The organism is Cuspidothrix issatschenkoi CHARLIE-1 (assembly GCF_002934005.1).
In the GTDB taxonomy this organism is placed as follows: Bacteria; Cyanobacteriota; Cyanobacteriia; order Cyanobacteriales; family Nostocaceae; genus Cuspidothrix; species Cuspidothrix issatschenkoi.
Genome location: NZ_PGEM01000036.1, coordinates 679 through 16,813 on the forward strand (window position 1 = coordinate 679; position 16,135 = coordinate 16,813).

The 16,135-nt window shown below is 36.2% G+C and carries 19 protein-coding genes; 14 read left to right on the plus strand and 5 right to left on the minus strand.

All coding sequences use genetic code 11. The features are described 5' to 3' along the window. Positions 1 to 590 precede the first annotated feature (590 nt). The 7 genes from CUN59_RS06115 (at position 591) to CUN59_RS06145 (ending at position 5,949) form a co-directional block, all read left to right on the plus strand. Positions 591 to 1,247, plus strand: coding sequence for a hypothetical protein (locus tag CUN59_RS06115; protein ID WP_104387003.1), 657 nt, complete (start codon positions 591 to 593; stop codon positions 1,245 to 1,247). 437 nt (positions 1,248 to 1,684) lie between these two features. Beyond that, a complete protein-coding gene (locus tag CUN59_RS06120; protein ID WP_104387004.1) occupies positions 1,685 to 3,451 on the plus strand; it encodes an N-6 DNA methylase in 1,767 nt (588 codons plus the stop codon). A 69-nt stretch (positions 3,452 to 3,520) separates the two neighbouring features. Further along, positions 3,521 to 3,745: a hypothetical protein gene (locus CUN59_RS06125; RefSeq protein WP_104387005.1), complete on the plus strand. Its 225-nt coding sequence runs from the start codon at positions 3,521 to 3,523 to the stop codon at positions 3,743 to 3,745. Continuing rightward, positions 3,726 to 4,007, plus strand: a complete 282-nt coding sequence (locus tag CUN59_RS06130) for a type II toxin-antitoxin system RelE family toxin (protein WP_104387006.1) — start codon at positions 3,726 to 3,728, stop codon at positions 4,005 to 4,007. The genes CUN59_RS06125 and CUN59_RS06130 overlap by 20 nt, the downstream gene beginning before the upstream one ends. Before the next feature lie 41 nt (positions 4,008 to 4,048). Continuing rightward, positions 4,049 to 4,249 carry a type II toxin-antitoxin system HicB family antitoxin gene (locus tag CUN59_RS06135; RefSeq protein WP_104387007.1) on the plus strand — a complete coding sequence of 67 codons (201 nt, stop codon included), beginning with the start codon at positions 4,049 to 4,051 and terminating at the stop codon, positions 4,247 to 4,249. Continuing rightward, a complete protein-coding gene (locus CUN59_RS06140; protein ID WP_104387008.1) occupies positions 4,246 to 5,577 on the plus strand; it encodes a type ISP restriction/modification enzyme in 1,332 nt (443 codons plus the stop codon). Before CUN59_RS06135 ends, CUN59_RS06140 begins: the two co-directional genes overlap by 4 nt. A 144-nt stretch (positions 5,578 to 5,721) precedes the next feature. Beyond that, positions 5,722 to 5,949, plus strand: a complete 228-nt coding sequence (locus tag CUN59_RS06145) for a type II toxin-antitoxin system HicB family antitoxin (protein WP_104387009.1) — start codon at positions 5,722 to 5,724, stop codon at positions 5,947 to 5,949. A 446-nt stretch (positions 5,950 to 6,395) separates the two neighbouring features. Here the strand turns inward: CUN59_RS06145 and CUN59_RS06160 are convergent, their stop codons facing one another. Beyond that, positions 6,396 to 6,590 (minus strand): hypothetical protein, encoded by a 195-nt coding sequence (locus tag CUN59_RS06160; protein WP_104387011.1) that lies wholly within the window; start codon positions 6,588 to 6,590, stop codon positions 6,396 to 6,398. Between the two features lie 32 nt (positions 6,591 to 6,622). Beyond that, positions 6,623 to 7,828, minus strand: coding sequence for an RNA-guided endonuclease InsQ/TnpB family protein (locus tag CUN59_RS06165; protein ID WP_104387012.1), 1,206 nt, complete (start codon positions 7,826 to 7,828; stop codon positions 6,623 to 6,625). A gap of 81 nt (positions 7,829 to 7,909) precedes the next feature. On the opposite strand from CUN59_RS06165, the gene tnpA reads away from it, so the two are divergent. From tnpA to CUN59_RS06180, 3 genes are all read left to right on the plus strand, one after another. Continuing rightward, positions 7,910 to 8,314 (plus strand): IS200/IS605 family transposase, encoded by a 405-nt coding sequence (gene tnpA / locus CUN59_RS06170; protein ID WP_104387013.1) that lies wholly within the window; start codon positions 7,910 to 7,912, stop codon positions 8,312 to 8,314. A gap of 381 nt (positions 8,315 to 8,695) precedes the next feature. Beyond that, complete coding sequence (gene ccsB / locus CUN59_RS06175) at positions 8,696 to 9,733, plus strand: c-type cytochrome biogenesis protein CcsB (protein WP_104387014.1); 1,038 nt, start codon at positions 8,696 to 8,698, stop codon at positions 9,731 to 9,733. 475 nt (positions 9,734 to 10,208) lie between these two features. Next, the gene (locus CUN59_RS06180; RefSeq protein ID WP_243406883.1) at positions 10,209 to 10,928 is read left to right on the plus strand and encodes a sterol desaturase family protein; all 720 of its coding nucleotides are present in this window, start codon (positions 10,209 to 10,211) and stop codon (positions 10,926 to 10,928) included. 73 nt (positions 10,929 to 11,001) lie between these two features. Here CUN59_RS06180 and CUN59_RS06185 read toward each other — a convergent pair whose 3' ends face one another. Both CUN59_RS06185 and CUN59_RS22425 read right to left on the minus strand, forming a co-directional pair. After that, a complete protein-coding gene (locus CUN59_RS06185) occupies positions 11,002 to 11,613 on the minus strand; it encodes a (2Fe-2S) ferredoxin domain-containing protein (RefSeq protein ID WP_104387016.1) in 612 nt (203 codons plus the stop codon). 205 nt (positions 11,614 to 11,818) lie between these two features. Continuing rightward, positions 11,819 to 11,962 (minus strand): Asr1405/Asl0597 family protein, encoded by a 144-nt coding sequence (locus CUN59_RS22425; RefSeq protein ID WP_306460502.1) that lies wholly within the window; start codon positions 11,960 to 11,962, stop codon positions 11,819 to 11,821. A 485-nt stretch (positions 11,963 to 12,447) separates the two neighbouring features. On the opposite strand from CUN59_RS22425, the gene psbX reads away from it, so the two are divergent. The 4 genes from psbX (at position 12,448) to CUN59_RS06210 (ending at position 15,063) form a co-directional block, all read left to right on the plus strand. After that, positions 12,448 to 12,567 (plus strand): photosystem II reaction center X protein, encoded by a 120-nt coding sequence (gene psbX / locus CUN59_RS06195; RefSeq protein WP_096669626.1) that lies wholly within the window; start codon positions 12,448 to 12,450, stop codon positions 12,565 to 12,567. 150 nt (positions 12,568 to 12,717) lie between these two features. Next, a complete protein-coding gene (locus CUN59_RS06200) occupies positions 12,718 to 13,659 on the plus strand; it encodes a Ycf66 family protein (RefSeq protein ID WP_104387017.1) in 942 nt (313 codons plus the stop codon). A 29-nt stretch (positions 13,660 to 13,688) separates the two neighbouring features. Beyond that, on the plus strand, positions 13,689 to 14,246 hold the full coding sequence (locus tag CUN59_RS06205) for a TolB family protein (protein ID WP_104387018.1): 558 nt from the start codon (positions 13,689 to 13,691) through the stop codon (positions 14,244 to 14,246). Positions 14,247 to 14,553: 307 nt separating this feature from the next. Further along, complete coding sequence (locus CUN59_RS06210) at positions 14,554 to 15,063, plus strand: TolB family protein (RefSeq protein WP_207765375.1); 510 nt, start codon at positions 14,554 to 14,556, stop codon at positions 15,061 to 15,063. A 54-nt stretch (positions 15,064 to 15,117) separates the two neighbouring features. Here the strand turns inward: CUN59_RS06210 and CUN59_RS06215 are convergent, their stop codons facing one another. Then, positions 15,118 to 16,113: a succinate dehydrogenase/fumarate reductase iron-sulfur subunit gene (locus tag CUN59_RS06215; RefSeq protein ID WP_104387020.1), complete on the minus strand. Its 996-nt coding sequence runs from the start codon at positions 16,111 to 16,113 to the stop codon at positions 15,118 to 15,120. Positions 16,114 to 16,135 lie beyond the last annotated feature (22 nt).

The window sequence follows — 16,135 nt, forward strand, 5'->3', positions numbered from 1 at the left end:
ATAATAGCTTTCATCACATTTTCCTAGATTTGATTTGTTATCATTAGGACTTACGTAAGATGTGGCTGAACACCTTATTCTTGCGTAGGGGTAATTCATGAATTACCCCTACTTGCGGTTATTTTTGCGTAAGTCCTGATCATATTTATAGTGTAGTAATGATTAAAAGTTCATAAATACTTGTACCCCTACCCAAAAGGGTTACTGATTTTTTCAAATAGTTCTAACAGTTGATTGCAAATACCCTATCGTAATTTTAGCTAATGCGTTAAATAGCGGATCATATTCAAGTATGATACTGCTGCTAGGTTTCAACCACTGTGTAATCATTAAGTGAGTATGTGAAGGAGGTTAAGGGGTTTATATCCCTTTTTGAATAAGCTCGTGATCTACTTCGATGACAAGTTTCATTAAATCAATGTCATTTATCACTTTTGTACTCCAACCACAAATTTAGACTACACAGTATCATGATATATAATGCTATAAGTAAGTGTTTTCGCAAATTTGTTAATAAAAACTTAATTATATAGGTATTTTTAGTCTATACTACTTATCAAATCAAGGTTTAGACATAAGGATATTTTGCTATGTCACTTATAAAGCTGCTACAAACACTCATTTCCGGTACTCATAATCCTGAATTGGATGCGGCGCGAATAAATCATGACAGCTTGCCTCAAAGTGAATATTTTCAGGGTGAAAAACTTTCAAAAGACCAATTGGAAAGGGATAAACAGATAACTTCTCAAAGAGGTTATCAATTGGGGCGGAGTTTGAGAGCAGCTATCGAAGAACATTACTCTGCTCCAGAACAACAGCGAGTTATTGATAGTCTTATGAAAGCAATAGTATACCTTGGTAATAACGCCAGGATATTTCCTGATATGGACTATAAGGATATTTGGTACACAGATTACTATGATCTAATTGAATTAGCGAAAGATATGGGTTTAGGGGATCGTACTTTACCTCACTGGCCTGAAGAATCAAATTCCTTTAATCGCTATCTAGAACTGACTACTTCTGATTTAGTTCAAATATTTCTGGGTTTTTTAGAAGAAGCTTTGCTTGATGAGTATAAGTTTGGGGCAGATTTAGATAGCTGGGTTAGGTACTTATTAAGAGAAACCTTAAAATCGAGACAGCGTTTAGCTCGTGAACAACAAAAGCAGGATGAAGCTTTGCGCTTTTCCCCTACAATCTTCAAAACAACTCAGCAGAATAAAAGCAATAACAGTAAGTAAGACATTTGAACGTTAAAAGCTCTTACAGTATTATCGGTTGTTGAGAGCGATAGCGAAACGTGACTTAAGAATCGCATTTTCCCTATGTGGTTGATGTGCGATACCTTTGGTAAGCTTCGCTAACGCTTTTCTAATATTGTGATTTAAGTGCGATTAGAATGCTGTTATCTTAGGCAGGACTTACGCAAAATAGAACGAAAGTAGGGGTAATTCATGAATTACCCCTACAAAATAATCAGGGTTGCAGTTACATCTTGCGTAAGTCCTATTAGGATTATGATCCAATTTTGTCATCACTTGCTATACGTCTATCAATGAACTGTTACCTACTATTAATCAACCATCCCAGCAAGAGAAATTGCGTCTTATTCATTTCCTATGATTAACCGTAGCAAAAGTAGAATATGGTAATATAACGACAAACTAGTTTTAATGATATGTATAGTCTTAACCTCAAACCAACCCATAAACCTATTAAGCAATATTACGAAGAGTTAGAAAACTTTAAGAAATTGGGCGTTGTTCATGAAACTGCGGTAAAAGTTGCTTTCCAAAAGTTGCTTGAATCTTGCTGTCAGCAGTTTAAATGGACTTTGATACAAGAGTATGCTATTTCCAGACCAAAAAGAAAACCATTGCGTGTTGATGGTGGTTTAGTTGATGATTTTAATTTGCCTCGCGCTTATTGGGAAGCTAAGGATAGTAAAGATAATTTAAAAAAAGAAGTCCAGAAAAAAATAGCTGTTGATTATCCTAAAGATAACATTATTTTTCAACAACCTGAAAGGGCGATTTTGTACCAGGATGGTAAACTGGTAATGGATGAAGATATTACTAAACCCCAAAATTTAGTAGATGTATTACGACAACTTTTTGAATATCGTCCTCCCGCAATTGAACAATGGGAAAAAGCATCTAATGAGTTTGGTTTTCGGGTTAAGGAACACGCAACAGCATTATTAGAATTAATTCGAGAACAGAGTAAAAAAAATAAAAAGTTTATTGATGCTTTTGCCGAATTTTTACAACTTTGTCGTCAGTCAATTAATCCCAATCTTTCAGAAGTAGCAGTTGAAGAAATGTTAATTCAACATTTATTAACTGAGCGTATTTTTAGAAGTGTATTTAATAATCCTGATTTTGCTCAAAGGAATATTATCGCGGTAGAAATTGAAAAGGTAATTAATGCTTTAACTTCTAAATCTTTTAGTCGTAGTCATTTTTTAAGTAGTTTAGATCGGTTTTATGGTGCAATTGAAGAAACCGCCGCAACTATTGATAATTTTTCCCAAAAACAGGATTTTCTCAATAAAATTTATGAGCGCTTTTTTCAAGGGTTTTCTGTAAAAGTTGCTGATACCCACGGAATTGTTTATACTCCTCAACCAATTGTTAATTTTATGGTTAAAAGTGTTGAGGAAATTTTACAGAGAGAGTTTGGTAAATCCTTAGTTGATAAGGGTGTACATATTCTTGATCCTTTTGTGGGAACAGGTAATTTTATTATTCGGGTCATGCGAGAAATAGCGGAAATTCAAAAATCAGCTTTACCTTATAAATATGAACATGAATTACATTGTAATGAGGTGATGTTATTACCTTATTATATTGCTTCTATGAATATAGAGCATGAGTATTTTGAGCAAGCAGGAGAATATAAATCTTTTGAGGGTATTTGTTTAGTTGATACTTTTGAGGATCAAAATATCCAACAATTAGATTTATTTAGTCCTGAAAATATGAAACGAGTAGAAAAACAAAGACAATCTGATATTTTTGTGATTATTGGTAATCCTCCTTATAATGCAGGACAATTGAATGAAAATGATAATAATAAAAATAGGAAATATACCACTAAAGATAAAACAGGTATAGATGATCGTGTGTCTGCAACTTACGCAAAAGCATCGAAAGCAACAAATAAAAATAAACTTTCAGATACTTATGTGAAAGCAATTCGTTGGGCAAGTGATAGAATAAAAGAAGAGGGTATTATTGCTTTTGTCACTAATAACAGTTTTATTGAACAAATCGCTTTTGATGGTATGAGACAGGAATTAGAAAAACATTTTGATCAAATTTACGTATTTGATTTAGGGGGGAATGTTCGCAAAAATCCTAAACTATCAGGTACAACTCATAATGTTTTTGGTATTCAGGTGGGAGTAAGTGTTAATATATTGGTTAAGCATCTAAGCAGATGAAATTTATTTATAATTATTGGTATAATTCTTGATGAATTAACAATCTGACTCAATAGATAGGGAATAGATATGGAAACACAAGAACTTAAAACTCTGATTCAAGAAACTGTAAGAGAAACAATGCTAGAAGTATTAAAGAAAGAAAGACTTGCTCTTTGTTTAGCTTTGATACCTCGTGTTAGTGACAGGGAAATGCGGGAAATTGAAAAACAATTTGGATCACCTTCAGATTATGATCAGGATGAATTTATTAATATGACAGACTGGGTGCGAAATGGAACTAAACTTCAGTAAAAATGCGCTGAAATTTATCAAAAAACTTTCAGATAAAGATACAGAGAGAGTACGTAATAAGATATTGCAACTGTTAAACTCAGTTGAAGAATCTGGTTTAGTACCATCTGGAGAACTTGATATAAAAACATTAGAAGGAGAATGGCAAGGGTTCTTAAGAATGAGGGTAGGTAAAATTAGGATTATTTTTACAGTTGATGTAGAACAAGATGAACTACAAATTTATGACATAGGCTTTAGAGGTGATATTTACAAAACTTGAAAATATCAACAAAAATTAATTCCTATGGAACAAGGGTAAAAATGAAAAAATCATTTCCTCATCACTTTACTATTGAAGTTGAACAAGAATATGATGGACGATGGATAGCAGAAATTTTAGAAATACCTGGTGTTTTAGTTTATGGTTTAACTAAACAAAAAGCAATATCCAATGTCCAAGCATTAGCTCTGCGTGTCATTGCTGATAAACAAAAAAACGAATTACAACCAGAGGATTTATGAAAAAAGCTAAAATATACTATGCGCGAATGGATGAATTTTGGACAAAGGAAGAAAAGTTAAAATATTTAGAAAAACTTGAACATACTGGTAATGTAGAATGGCAAGAAATTACACCAGACAAAAACAATAATTGGTTAACTGAAGACTGCCAAATTGATTATGATGATTTTTTACCAATAGGTAATAAAGAAACAAAATCTAAATCTTTAAATTCTTCTGCAATCTTTTATATTTACAGTTTAGGTGTTAATAGTAATAGAGATAATTGGGTTTATAATTATGATATTGATGATTTAAGTAAGAACATCAATATTTTTATTGAAACTTATAATGAACAAGTTATTAAATGGGGTCAAAACAAACAATCTCATAAAAATATAGATTTGTTTATTTTATATGATGATGAAAAAATTAAATGGAGTAGTAAATTGAAAGCATTATTAAATGCTGGAATTTCTACAAAGTTCGATCCAGAAAAAATTAGAAAATCTTTGTATAGACTATTTACTAAACAGTGTCTTTATTTTGAAAAAGTTCTAATTCATAGACCTGGGCAATTTCCCACAATCTTTCCTACTGCTGAAACTGAAATTGAAAATCAGGTGATTTCTGTGAGTGGTATAGGTAGTAGTAAAGCATTTCATTGTATGGCTAGTGTAGTAATACCTTGCTTAGATTTTTTAGAAAAAACTCAATGTTTCCCATTCTACACCTACAACGAAGACGGAACAAACCGCCAAGAAAATATCACAGATTGGGCATTAAAACAATATCAAAACCATTACCAAGATACTACAATCACTAAATGGGATATCTTCTATTATATCTATGGAGTGCTGCATCATCCCCACTACCGGAAACGCTACGCAGCCAACCTGAAAAGAGAACTTCCCCGCATTCCCTTTGCTCCCCAATTCCATCCTTTTGTCATAGCTGGAAAACGACTAGCAGAAATTCATGTTAACTATGAAAAACAGCCAGAATATCGCCTTAAACATATAGAAAATAAAGACTTACCCATTGATTGGCGTGTAGAAAAAATGCGCCTTTCTAAAGATAAAACCCAAATCAAATATAACGATTTTCTCACCTTAACAGGAATACCTCCAGAAGTATTTGAATATCGTTTAGGCAACCGTTCCGCCCTAGATTGGATAATAGATCAATATCAAGTTACCACAGATAAGCGCAGTGAAATTACAAATGATCCTAATCGTCTTGATGATGAACAATATATTGTCAGGTTAATTAAACAGATAATTACTGTGAGTTTAGAGACAGTAGAAATCGTTAATAATTTACCAGATTTGGGATTACCAAAAGATTGATAAGTACGTTTGGAGTCATCCCAGTTTATCCTATAGTTTGATATTATCAGGGAAAGACGGAGCAGATGCAGATCGTTATCAAGAACGCGACGTAAAAAATGCCCTCAGAGACTTAGAAAATTTAGATAACGAGGAAGAGTAACTATGAATCATCATTACAGTATATTAATTCAGTGGTCAGATGAAGATCAAAAATATGTAGTCAGTTTTCCAGAGTTCGGTCCTTATGCCCATACTCACGGAGAAACTTATGCAGAAGCCCTAAGAAATGGAGAAGAAGTATTAGAACTTTTGATTGAAGAATATCAGTTACAAGGAAGACCACTTCCACAGCCTTTAATGGTAGGTTCTTCTATGATAATTGGTCAGTAATCTTCAACGTTTTATTGAACAAATCGCTTTTGATGTAATGAGACAGGAATTAGAAAAACATTTTGATCAAATTTATGTATTTGATTTAGGGGGGAATGTTCGCAAAAATCCTAAACTATCAGGTACAACTCATAATGTTTTTGGTATTCAGGTGGGAGTAAGTGTTAATATATTGGTTAAGTATCTAAGCAGATGAAATTTATTTATAATTAATCTGACTCAATAGATAGGGAATAGATATGGAAACACAAGAACTTAAAACTCTGATTCAAGAAACTGTAAGAGAAACAATGCTAGAAGTATTAAAGAAAGACTTGCTCTTTGTTTAGCTTTGATACCTCGTGTTAGTGACAGGGAAATGCGGGAAATTGAAAAACAATTTGGATCACCTTCAGATTATGATCGGGATGAATTTATCAATATGACAGACTGGGTGCGAAATGGAACTAAACTTCAATAAAAATGCGCTGAAGGTTAATTAAACAGATAATTACTGTGAGTTTAGAGACGGTGGAAATCATTAATAATTTACCAGATTTGGGATTACCAAAAGATTGATAAGTACCAAGATCCCCAACTTCTTTTACCCCTGCGTTTATAGCAAAATGCTCATAAACTAAATTTAGCCATTTTGTATTCACTCTCGGAATTAAATACCTTGACACTCCCCGGTCTAAAGACGCGGGGATTCTACATTCATAGTCAAAACTTGCTCAACCAGGTTTGCACCAAGTAGAGTAGAGGCTTCAACTCCTGTAGCGTTACTTTGGGGATGCCCTCCCCTAGCTTTTGCAAGATTTAAAATATTAATTGCTGCATTTGTATCTCTATGCAACTCGCATCCACAACTACATTTATGGGTACGAGTTGATAGAGATTTTTTGACAATTACGCCACAACTAGAACACTTTTGAGAAGTGTAATATGGTGCTACAGCTATAGCAACTTTGTCAAATTTAACCGCAAAATATTCAATCCATTGCCTGAACAAATACCAACTAGCATCACTAATTGATTTTGCTAGACAATGATTTTTTACCATATTTACAACCCTTAAATCTTCGTAGGCTACTAAGTCGTTAGACTTGCATACGTTACGCGCTATTCTCTTAGCGTGTTCATTCCGTTGCCTACTTACTTTTAAGTGTTTTTTAGCATAAAGTTTTCTAGCTTTTTTCCTACCACTAGAACCTTTTCGCTTTTTGTAAATTTGTCTTTGAGAATGTTTGATTGATTTTTCAGCTTTCTGGTAAAATTTAGGGTTAGGTTCATGATGCCCGTTAGAATCAGTGTAAAAAGATTCTATACCAACATCTAAACCAATTTCTTCGCCTGTTTTTGATTGAATATCTACAACATCAATACTAATACAAAACTGAGCATAATAACCATCAGCACGACGGATTAAACGCACTCGTTTAATATCTTTAAGGTTGTAGGAATGAATATCCCATTTACCTAAAAGTTTAAGTTCACCAATCCCTTTTTTGTCGGTAAAAGTGATGCGTCGTTTAGTTTTGTGTAACTTCCATCCAGATGTTTTATATTCAACAGAACGACAATCTTTTTGAAAACGGGGGAATCCCTTTTTCCCGGATTTATTAGATTTACAGTTGTCGTAAAACCTGGATATAGCGAACCAAGCTCTTTCTGCTGCTGATTGCACAGCCATTGAGTTTAATTCAGCAGTAAAAGGAAATTCCTTCCGAAGTTCCGTAGAGTATTTGTTAAGAGCAAACTTATCAATTTTTAACTCACGGGGTGCATCCATCCAATATCTAATCGCTTTATTGCGAATGAATTGGGTAGTCCGAATTGCATCGTCTATGGCGTTGTATTGATGTTGTTTTCCTTTAAGTTTATATTCTAGAACTATCATGGGTTTTATTGATTTGTTGTTTACGACCTGTAACTATTATACAATAGCTATATACAGATAGCAAGCAAATCTTTTTAAATTATGGCGAAGTTTTCTCCAGATGAGTACAGACACGAAAGCAATGCGGTATCGCTTCTGAATTACCACTTTGTCTTTATTCCTAAGCGGCGGAAAAAAGTCCTGGTAGGTGCTGTTGCAGAGAGGTTGCAGCAAATTATTTGCGAGTTGGTTGTAGAGAATAGGTGGAAAATTATTGCTATGGAGGTTATGCCGGATCATGTCCATCTGTTTTTAAACGTGAAGCCAACCGATGATCCGTCTAGCATTATGAGGAAAATTAAAGGCAGGGCTTCTCATCATCTTAGGAAAGAATTTCCCGAACTTTTAAAAATACCTACGTTGTGGACACCAAGCTATTTTGTAAGCACTGCTGGGAATATTTGCACAGAAACGGTTAAGAAATATATTGAGCAGCAACGCGATTAACGTCAATGCAGGATAAATCCTGCAACTAGCATTCATCCCTTGTCTAAAGCACAGATGTGACTTCCTGAGTCAGTCACATCTTCAAGGGTTTTCGGCATTTTTCTTATAAAGTTTCTCCACTTCTTGGCTTGTGAGCAAGTTTGGGCAACTCACGGACTAATTTATATTCAAAACGTCTTAATTCTGTGATTCTATAGTGGGGGTTTAGCACTGCTAAACCCCTGCATACCTGCTAAATCTCTACACATCTGGATATTTAACTAAATATTTAGGCGCTATGAATTATGAAGGTTAATTTTGCCAATTACTAATTCCCAAAACCAGTTAGGATCGAGATAATCGGAATTGATATTTTCAAGCATCCACTGGAGAGAAGTGTTTATGAATCTGGTTGTACTCCAGAACTGGCTAGATAATGCCTCTTTTGCTGTCTTATTCTGTACGATGTTGGTGTATTGGGTGGGGGCGGCTTTTCCGAGTTTATCGGTGACAGCGGCTTTGGGGACAGCCGGAATGGCGATCGCTAATTTATCTATTGCTACCCTATTAGCAGCAAGATGGATAGAAGCGGGTTATTTTCCCCTCAGTAATCTTTATGAGTCTCTATTTTTCCTCACTTGGGGAATTACTGCTGTCCATTTAATTGCCGAAAATAGCAGTCGTAGTCGTTTGGTGGGGGTTGTGACTGCACCTGTAGCCATGGGAATTACAGCTTTTGCTACTTTGACTTTACCGTCAGATATGCAGGTATCAGAGCCTTTAGTGCCGGCTTTAAAGTCCAATTGGCTGATGATGCACGTTAGTGTGATGATGTTAAGTTATTCCGCTTTGATGGTGGGGGCATTGTTAGCGATCGCTTTTTTAATTGTCACCCGTGGTCAAAATATCCAACTGCAAGGTAGTTCCGTGGGTGCAGGTGGCTACCGAAGTAATGGTTACAAACTCCTCAAAGCTGGCGAGTTAGTTCTATCTACACCTGTTGCGGAAAATAATGGATTTTCTCGCATTGAAACGAATAAAAACGGAAATGGCACGGCGGTTTTAGATGTAGTCACCACTACCCCCATACAAACCACTCAAACACTATCACCCCAACGGCTTAACCTCGCAGAAACCCTGGATAATATCAGCTATCGCATCATTGGCTTAGGATTTCCCCTCCTGACCATTGGTATTATTGCCGGTGGAGTTTGGGCTAATGAAGCCTGGGGTACTTACTGGAGTTGGGATCCCAAGGAAACTTGGGCGTTAATTACTTGGTTAGTATTTGCTGCTTATCTCCATTCTAGAATCACTCGTGGTTGGCAAGGTAGAAAACCTGCAATTATCGCTGCTGCTGGTTTTGTTGTCGTTTGGATTTGTTATCTCGGTGTGAATCTTCTGGGTAAAGGTTTACATTCTTACGGTTGGTTTTTATAACTAAGTAGGTTGGCGTTAAAAATTGTCGTTGGGGCAGGGGAACAGGGAACAGGGAACAGGGAACACCGAAGAGAGTTTTGGGCGATTTTACTTTTCTTCACATACCTTTAAATTTTTCGGTTTACCTACTTACATTTTCCCCCTTTTCTTGTGAGAAAGGGGAATTTTTTTGATCTCATCTAGAGAAAGATTAAAATAAATAGGGATTTTTCTACAAAAACTAATAAATACTCTTACTATTTAATGTCACTGACATAGGAATTACGTAAAACAGACTCAATAATTCAAGGTTTATAATGAGGAATAGATTCCTGATTTGAGGACTGAAGCCCTTATAAAGAAATCATCTCCAGGTTTCTTAGATTACTTAATGTACCTTGATTTATTCTTGTCTACTTACTTACATAACTCCTATAACAGCTTAATTTATACTTTTTAATTTGATATGAAGCAATTTGGAATCTCCACTTTGTTTATGTTTGCTATACTGTCAACACGATACCTGATTGTATCTTCTGTTCTCTATTGGTTACTGTGGGTACGTCGTCCCCAATCTTGGGAGGTGCGTCGTCTTCATGATTTAGATAGACGTAAGAGTAAAATAAAAAGTGAAATTAAATGGTCTATCTTTTCCTGTCTCATTTTCGCATTACCAAGTGCTTTTATCATGGAAATGATTGCCTTGGGACAGACAAAAGTTTACATAAATCCTATCGAATATGGCTGGTTGTATTTACCTTTGAGTCTTTTTATATATTTGTTTTTACACGACACTTATTTTTATTGGACTCATCGCTGGTTACATATTCCTAGCATATATCGCCGCTTTCATAAAGTACATCACGAATCTATTAATCCTACACCTTGGACTTCTTTTTCTTTTGATCCAGTTGAGAGTATTATTACAGCCATTATTATTCCTGTTCTAGTTTTTATTATTCCCATTCACATTAGTATGGTGGTTTCATTGCTAATATTAATGACTATATTTGGCGTTGTTAATCATACAGGTTATGAAGTTTACCCCCGTTCATGGATGCGTGGTTTTTGGGGAAAAAATTGGATTACACCAACTCACCATACCCTCCATCATCATAAATTCAATTGTAATTATGGTCTGTATTTTCGGTTTTGGGATACGTTGATGAATACAGATGTTATGGTAAAAACGCCATTTACTCTAGAGAAAAAATAAATGATGAATTTATCTGGTGAAGTCGGGAATTTAGGTGTGAACGATTGATAGATGATAGGACTTACTTTTTACCTTATTTTGATAATATCGCTCTAGGTTTGACATTAATTTTCTCCCGATATTCCCCAGAGAAATGCTTATCTATTAAAGCTGGAACTTGTTCGGCTTTGATTTTACTATAACGAGTTTTATCTGGCATTACTAAGTTAGGCCCAGCTTTACAGTTTTTCATGCAACCAGTACCTTTAATATTGACTGCATCTTCTAAACCATTATTTCTTAACTCTGACTCTAAAGCTTGACACAAAGCTTTGCCACCACGCTTCATACAATCAGATTTTTGACAAACTAAAATTGTTTGGGTTTTGGCTGGCTGAGTCTTAGCTGGATTCGGCGCTGAAACTGTTCCCATATCAGCACTTGCAGCCATCACCCGTTCTGCTACCAGTGTTACCTGATTTTTTTTGGCGTTATACTGTTTTGTCCCCACAACTTGCAACCAAGTACCTTTGGGTAAACGCAAATCAAAAGCACTCCGTAAATGTTTGGCTAATTTTATGTAAAATTCACCCTCAGAAGTCCATAACAACAAGCCTTTTAACTTATATCCATCTTTAATCAAAAAATCTATAAATCTGCCTTCAAAACAAAATTCTATTACTGCGGAATTAGTAGATATACTCATTTTTTAACCTATTTGTCTAACTAAAATTTTTGGTAATACCATTTCTGGATGAAGATGCGCTTTAGTTTTCGTTGTAGAGACGTTTCACAGAAACGTCTTTATCAAATTTATTTAGCCCAACCTCAAATAGAATTGGTATAAAAATCATGCCAACAATTTTCAACATTACCAATCAAATCTTGACGAAAAGCATTAAATTGTTTAACTATACTTCAAAGGTTAAAGGCCGATTAGTTTCATAGATGGAAGGAATATCTAACTCTTGCAAGCGTTGATAAACCTGCCAACTATCTGCCCAATTTATATCAATAACGTGCTTTCTATTTATATCTGAGCTAGAAGATTTCAAGGGAATAGCCCTCAAAATGCTATAAAGTTGCAGTAAAACTAGAAACTCACAGCGTAAATTTGAGAGTTAGTTGGAGTTTAGCTTCCTTCCTTAGAATACACTAACTGCAAAATATTATCATTAATTTTGAGAAAAAATCTCATTTTTTTTAATCAATAGACATACATATTTTGTGCCAGAAGTCAAAATAAATACAAAATTAGGACTTACACATTGACAGAACCAACCAAATATGGGGTATGGGTTTCGGGGATTTTAACGTGATTTTTTCATGATTTTTAAGCGATAGTGAAGCGCTGCTGCAAGCACTTCGCTATTGAGCAGAAGTTAATCTCCAAAAGCCTGAAACAACGGATTTTGCTTCATGCACATCATGGTGAATTTGTACAGTGCGTAAGTTCTAGATATATAATTCTGATCTACTTTCCAAGAAAGCGATGCCAGATTAAAATTACAATAGATTATGTAAAAAAAGGTTGAGAACTATGACACCCTCTTTAGCAAATTTTCTTTGGAGTCTGGTTTGGGGTACTGCCATCGTAGTTATCCCTGCTACTATTGGTCTAATTTTCATTAGCCAAAAAGATAAAATCCAACGTTTTTAATCCTTGTAGACTGGAGACTGGGGAAGAATTTTCTTCTTTCTTCTCCTTTCTCCTGAACTTTTGTATTCTTCTTCTACAATATTATGACTGGTTAAAGTAGTGATGGTAAGTGTAACTCGTTAATATAGATTTGATATTAGGAAAACACCAATGATTAATTTGGGGCTGAACTCAGCCAGTGTTTTGGCTCAGGTAAATTTTGGAGCGAACTCAGCCAGTATTCTCGGAATTTTTCTGGCTGTGGCTGGAGCAGCATTGTATTTTCTGCGTTCTGTCCGGCCAGAACTGTCAAGAGATCAAGATATCTTTTTTGCTGCGGTGGGTTTATTGTGTGGGTTTATTCTCGTCTTCCAAGGGTGGCGACTAGACCCGATTTTGCAATTTGGTCAATTGTTGTTGGTAGGTTCGACGGTATTTTTTGCGGTTGAAAGTATTCGGCTGCGAAGTATCGCTACTCAACAAGCAAAACGCAATACTCCTATTGTGGATGATGAACGGGAAGTGAGTCGTAGATATTCTTACACTGAACGGCGTAACTATCAAGCGGAAATGGATGCAGATTTAGAACCCCTACCTTACGAGGACGAAGAACCACCACCACGTCCAAGAATTCGGGGTAGTCGAGATGATCGTTCCAACCGTGATGACTATTACGAAGATCAACCTCCACGGAGTTCAGAACGCCGAACCAGAGAAAGACCAGATGCAGCAGAAAGAAAGCGTCGTCCTAATTCTGGGCGTTCAGTCAGTCGTCCTAGTGACAGTTATGATGAAGAAAATTGGGGTTCTGCTCCCAGAACTGCTGATAATTGGGAAAGTTCTAATTCTCAAGAGGAAGTGAGAAAACCACCACGGCGGAATAATAGTGGTAGTAGTGGTAGTAGTGGTAATAATCGCCCTCAGCGTCCAGAAAGCCGTGAGGATGATGTTGCGCCAACTCCTAGACCGAGAAAACGCCGTCCTCCCAGAGATTCTGTTCCGCCCAGAAGACAGGATGATGATGAGGCAATACCAACGGAATATGTACCATATAATCCCATTAATAAGCCAAATAACGAACCAGATAATTCTGATTTTGATGATGACATTTAAAAAAGCTGGGGCGGGTAAGGGACAGTGATGTGAAAACATTTACATCTGGTTTCTGGCTCCAAAAGTCTGTTTATTGGAGCCTGATTTTTGGATTAACGAGTTTATTGATATCTTGTACTGCTGATAATATCCCTATGGGAGTTACTTCTCTCAATAGCCGATATACTGAAGAACAACCGGCAATAAGTGGTAATGGCCGTTTTTTGGCTTTGATTTCCAATCGTTCTCGTTATCAGCAGTTGTTACTATACGATTTGGAAAATCAAAGTTTTATTCCTACACCAGGTTTAAACCGACAATCAGTAGTTGCAGAAAGTCCTAGCCTAAGTTATACAGGTCGCTATATTTGCTACATTACCAGTGAACAAGGTAGACCTGTGGTAGCACTTTATGATCGGGCTTCCCAAAATTCACAAATTCTCACTCCTACTTTTCGTGGGTGGGTGAGAAATCCTAGTATTAGTCCTGATGGACGTTATGTTGTTTTTGAATCTTCTAGTCGTGGACAATGGGACATTGAAGTTCTTGATAGGGGCCCAACTGTAGAGTTAGATATTCCTAATGGGGCAACGGTGAATACCAATTAAAAATTATTTTGTCTGAATCAGGATTTACAGGATTTCAAGATTGACAAGATTGATAATTGGTAATTTGTTTATTAATTCCCTGCACTCTGTCCTTCCTGCTGTTGTTCCCTGTTCCCTCATTCCTTAAATGAATTACAAATTATCAATTATTCTATTGAAACAATCTGGTCTAATATCTCGCCTGTTAAGGCGAAAATTTTTGGAGTGGAGTATAAATCCTCGTTCCAAAAACGGCCTTCTGCCTCCGGTTGGTGAGCAACTTGCGCTGAGCGAAGTCGAAGGGAGTCGAACTACTGCCTCCTGCCTCCTGCCTTCTTTAATTTTATGTTCGACTTTATTAACTGGGTGTTTTGGCTATCCGCGTTTACTTAGCTATCCATTTGATCCAGGGGGTAGAAGTCTGAATAGTTCTGCTTCGGAGTTAAATCCGCAAATTTCTGGGAGATATATTGTGTTTACGAGCGATCGCCGAGGCAGTCAAGATGTATATATGTTTGATACATTAACTCGTGATTTAGTATATTTACCTGACTTAAATTCCTTTGATACAATTGCTTCCCATCCTGGAGCTTCTGAGAATGGTAAATTTATTGTCTTTGCTGCTAGTCGTCAAGGAAGAACACAAATTGTTCTTTATGATAAAGATGTCCGTCAATCACGCAATTTAGCTGGAGATTTACAGGGAGAAGTCCGCAATCCTACAATTAGTGCTGATGGTAGTAGAATTGCGTTTGAATATAACAATAATGGACAATGGGATGTCTTAGTTTATGACCGTTTTGGACGGAGATTGAATATTCGTCAAGATCCAGGTTAGGGGAGAGGGAACAGGGGTGCAGAAGAAAAATATTCTTTTACAACTGACAACTGACTAATCACTCTTTTGTACAGATTCGATGAGCGATCGCACTTGTTGAGTTCCTTCGGATGGTTCAAAGGAAAGGGGAAATTTACCTCTAACTAACATTCTTAAACCCAAAGGTGCAATACCCAGTAATCCTTGAAGATCGCGGAAATAATTACCAACTACTTGAATACCAAATTGTCGTTCATCTATCCAACCGCCTTGTTTGACTAAATCTACTAAAACTTTGCGATGACGAATAGAACGACTATCATTTTTATCTTTGCGTTCGAGAATTTCCTGTTTAATTTTGGTAATTTGTTCTAGGGGTGCGACTTCCATGGGACAAACTGAATCACAATAAAGACAACGAGTACAACCCCAAACTCCTTGAGTTCCTTCACTATAATGTTCTAATCGTTTTTCTGTATTGCTATCACGGGAATCTTCCACCATGCGATATGCTTTAGCCAGTGCATGGGGTCCAACAAAATCAGGATTGACTTCACGGGCATTACATTCGGAATAACAAGCACCACACATAATACAATTACCCGTTTGATCCAAGAGCGATCGCTCTTGGGGGGTTTGTAAAAACTCTCTTTCTGGAACTTGTCTACCTGCTGTACTCACATAGGGGGCAACGGTCTGTAAATTATGCCAAAAACTACTCATATCTACAACTAAATCTTTAATTACAGGCATATTCCCCAAGGGTGCAACCGTAATTTCTGGAGTAGTTGGAGACTGATTTGCAAATGATGAGATTTTTGCCAGTCTAGCTAGTTCACTACCCACATTTTCCTTACAAGCCAAAGCAGAGCGCCCATTAATCCGCATTGCACAACTACCACAAATTGTATTGCGACAATTTTTGCGAAATGCTAAAGTTCCATCTTGTTCCCACTTAATCTGATTCAGGCAGTCAAGGATAGTATTACCTGATTCTACCTGCAAAACGTATGATTGGAAAACAGGCCCAGAATGTTCTTGTTGTCGCGCAATCTTAAAAATAACTTCCATTATTATCAATCCAAATTTTGAG

Bases quoted from the DNA above. Each gene is read 5' to 3' on its own strand.
- CUN59_RS06115 (WP_104387003.1), top strand. From the start codon at position 591: ATGTCACTTATAAAGCTGCTACAAACACTCATTTCCGGTACTCATAAT.
- CUN59_RS06120 (WP_104387004.1), top strand. From the start codon at position 1,685: ATGTATAGTCTTAACCTCAAACCAACCCATAAACCTATTAAGCAATAT.
- CUN59_RS06125 (WP_104387005.1), top strand. From the start codon at position 3,521: ATGGAAACACAAGAACTTAAAACTCTGATTCAAGAAACTGTAAGAGAA.
- CUN59_RS06130 (WP_104387006.1), top strand. From the start codon at position 3,726: ATGGAACTAAACTTCAGTAAAAATGCGCTGAAATTTATCAAAAAACTT.
- CUN59_RS06135 (WP_104387007.1), top strand. From the start codon at position 4,049: ATGAAAAAATCATTTCCTCATCACTTTACTATTGAAGTTGAACAAGAA.
- CUN59_RS06140 (WP_104387008.1), top strand. From the start codon at position 4,246: ATGAAAAAAGCTAAAATATACTATGCGCGAATGGATGAATTTTGGACA.
- CUN59_RS06145 (WP_104387009.1), top strand. From the start codon at position 5,722: ATGAATCATCATTACAGTATATTAATTCAGTGGTCAGATGAAGATCAA.
- CUN59_RS06165 (WP_104387012.1), bottom strand. From the start codon at position 7,828: ATGATAGTTCTAGAATATAAACTTAAAGGAAAACAACATCAATACAAC.
- tnpA (WP_104387013.1), top strand. From the start codon at position 7,910: ATGGCGAAGTTTTCTCCAGATGAGTACAGACACGAAAGCAATGCGGTA.
- ccsB (WP_104387014.1), top strand. From the start codon at position 8,696: ATGAATCTGGTTGTACTCCAGAACTGGCTAGATAATGCCTCTTTTGCT.
- CUN59_RS06180 (WP_243406883.1), top strand. From the start codon at position 10,209: ATGTTTGCTATACTGTCAACACGATACCTGATTGTATCTTCTGTTCTC.
- CUN59_RS06185 (WP_104387016.1), bottom strand. From the start codon at position 11,613: ATGAGTATATCTACTAATTCCGCAGTAATAGAATTTTGTTTTGAAGGC.
- psbX (WP_096669626.1), top strand. From the start codon at position 12,448: ATGACACCCTCTTTAGCAAATTTTCTTTGGAGTCTGGTTTGGGGTACT.
- CUN59_RS06200 (WP_104387017.1), top strand. From the start codon at position 12,718: ATGATTAATTTGGGGCTGAACTCAGCCAGTGTTTTGGCTCAGGTAAAT.
- CUN59_RS06215 (WP_104387020.1), bottom strand. From the start codon at position 16,113: ATGGAAGTTATTTTTAAGATTGCGCGACAACAAGAACATTCTGGGCCT.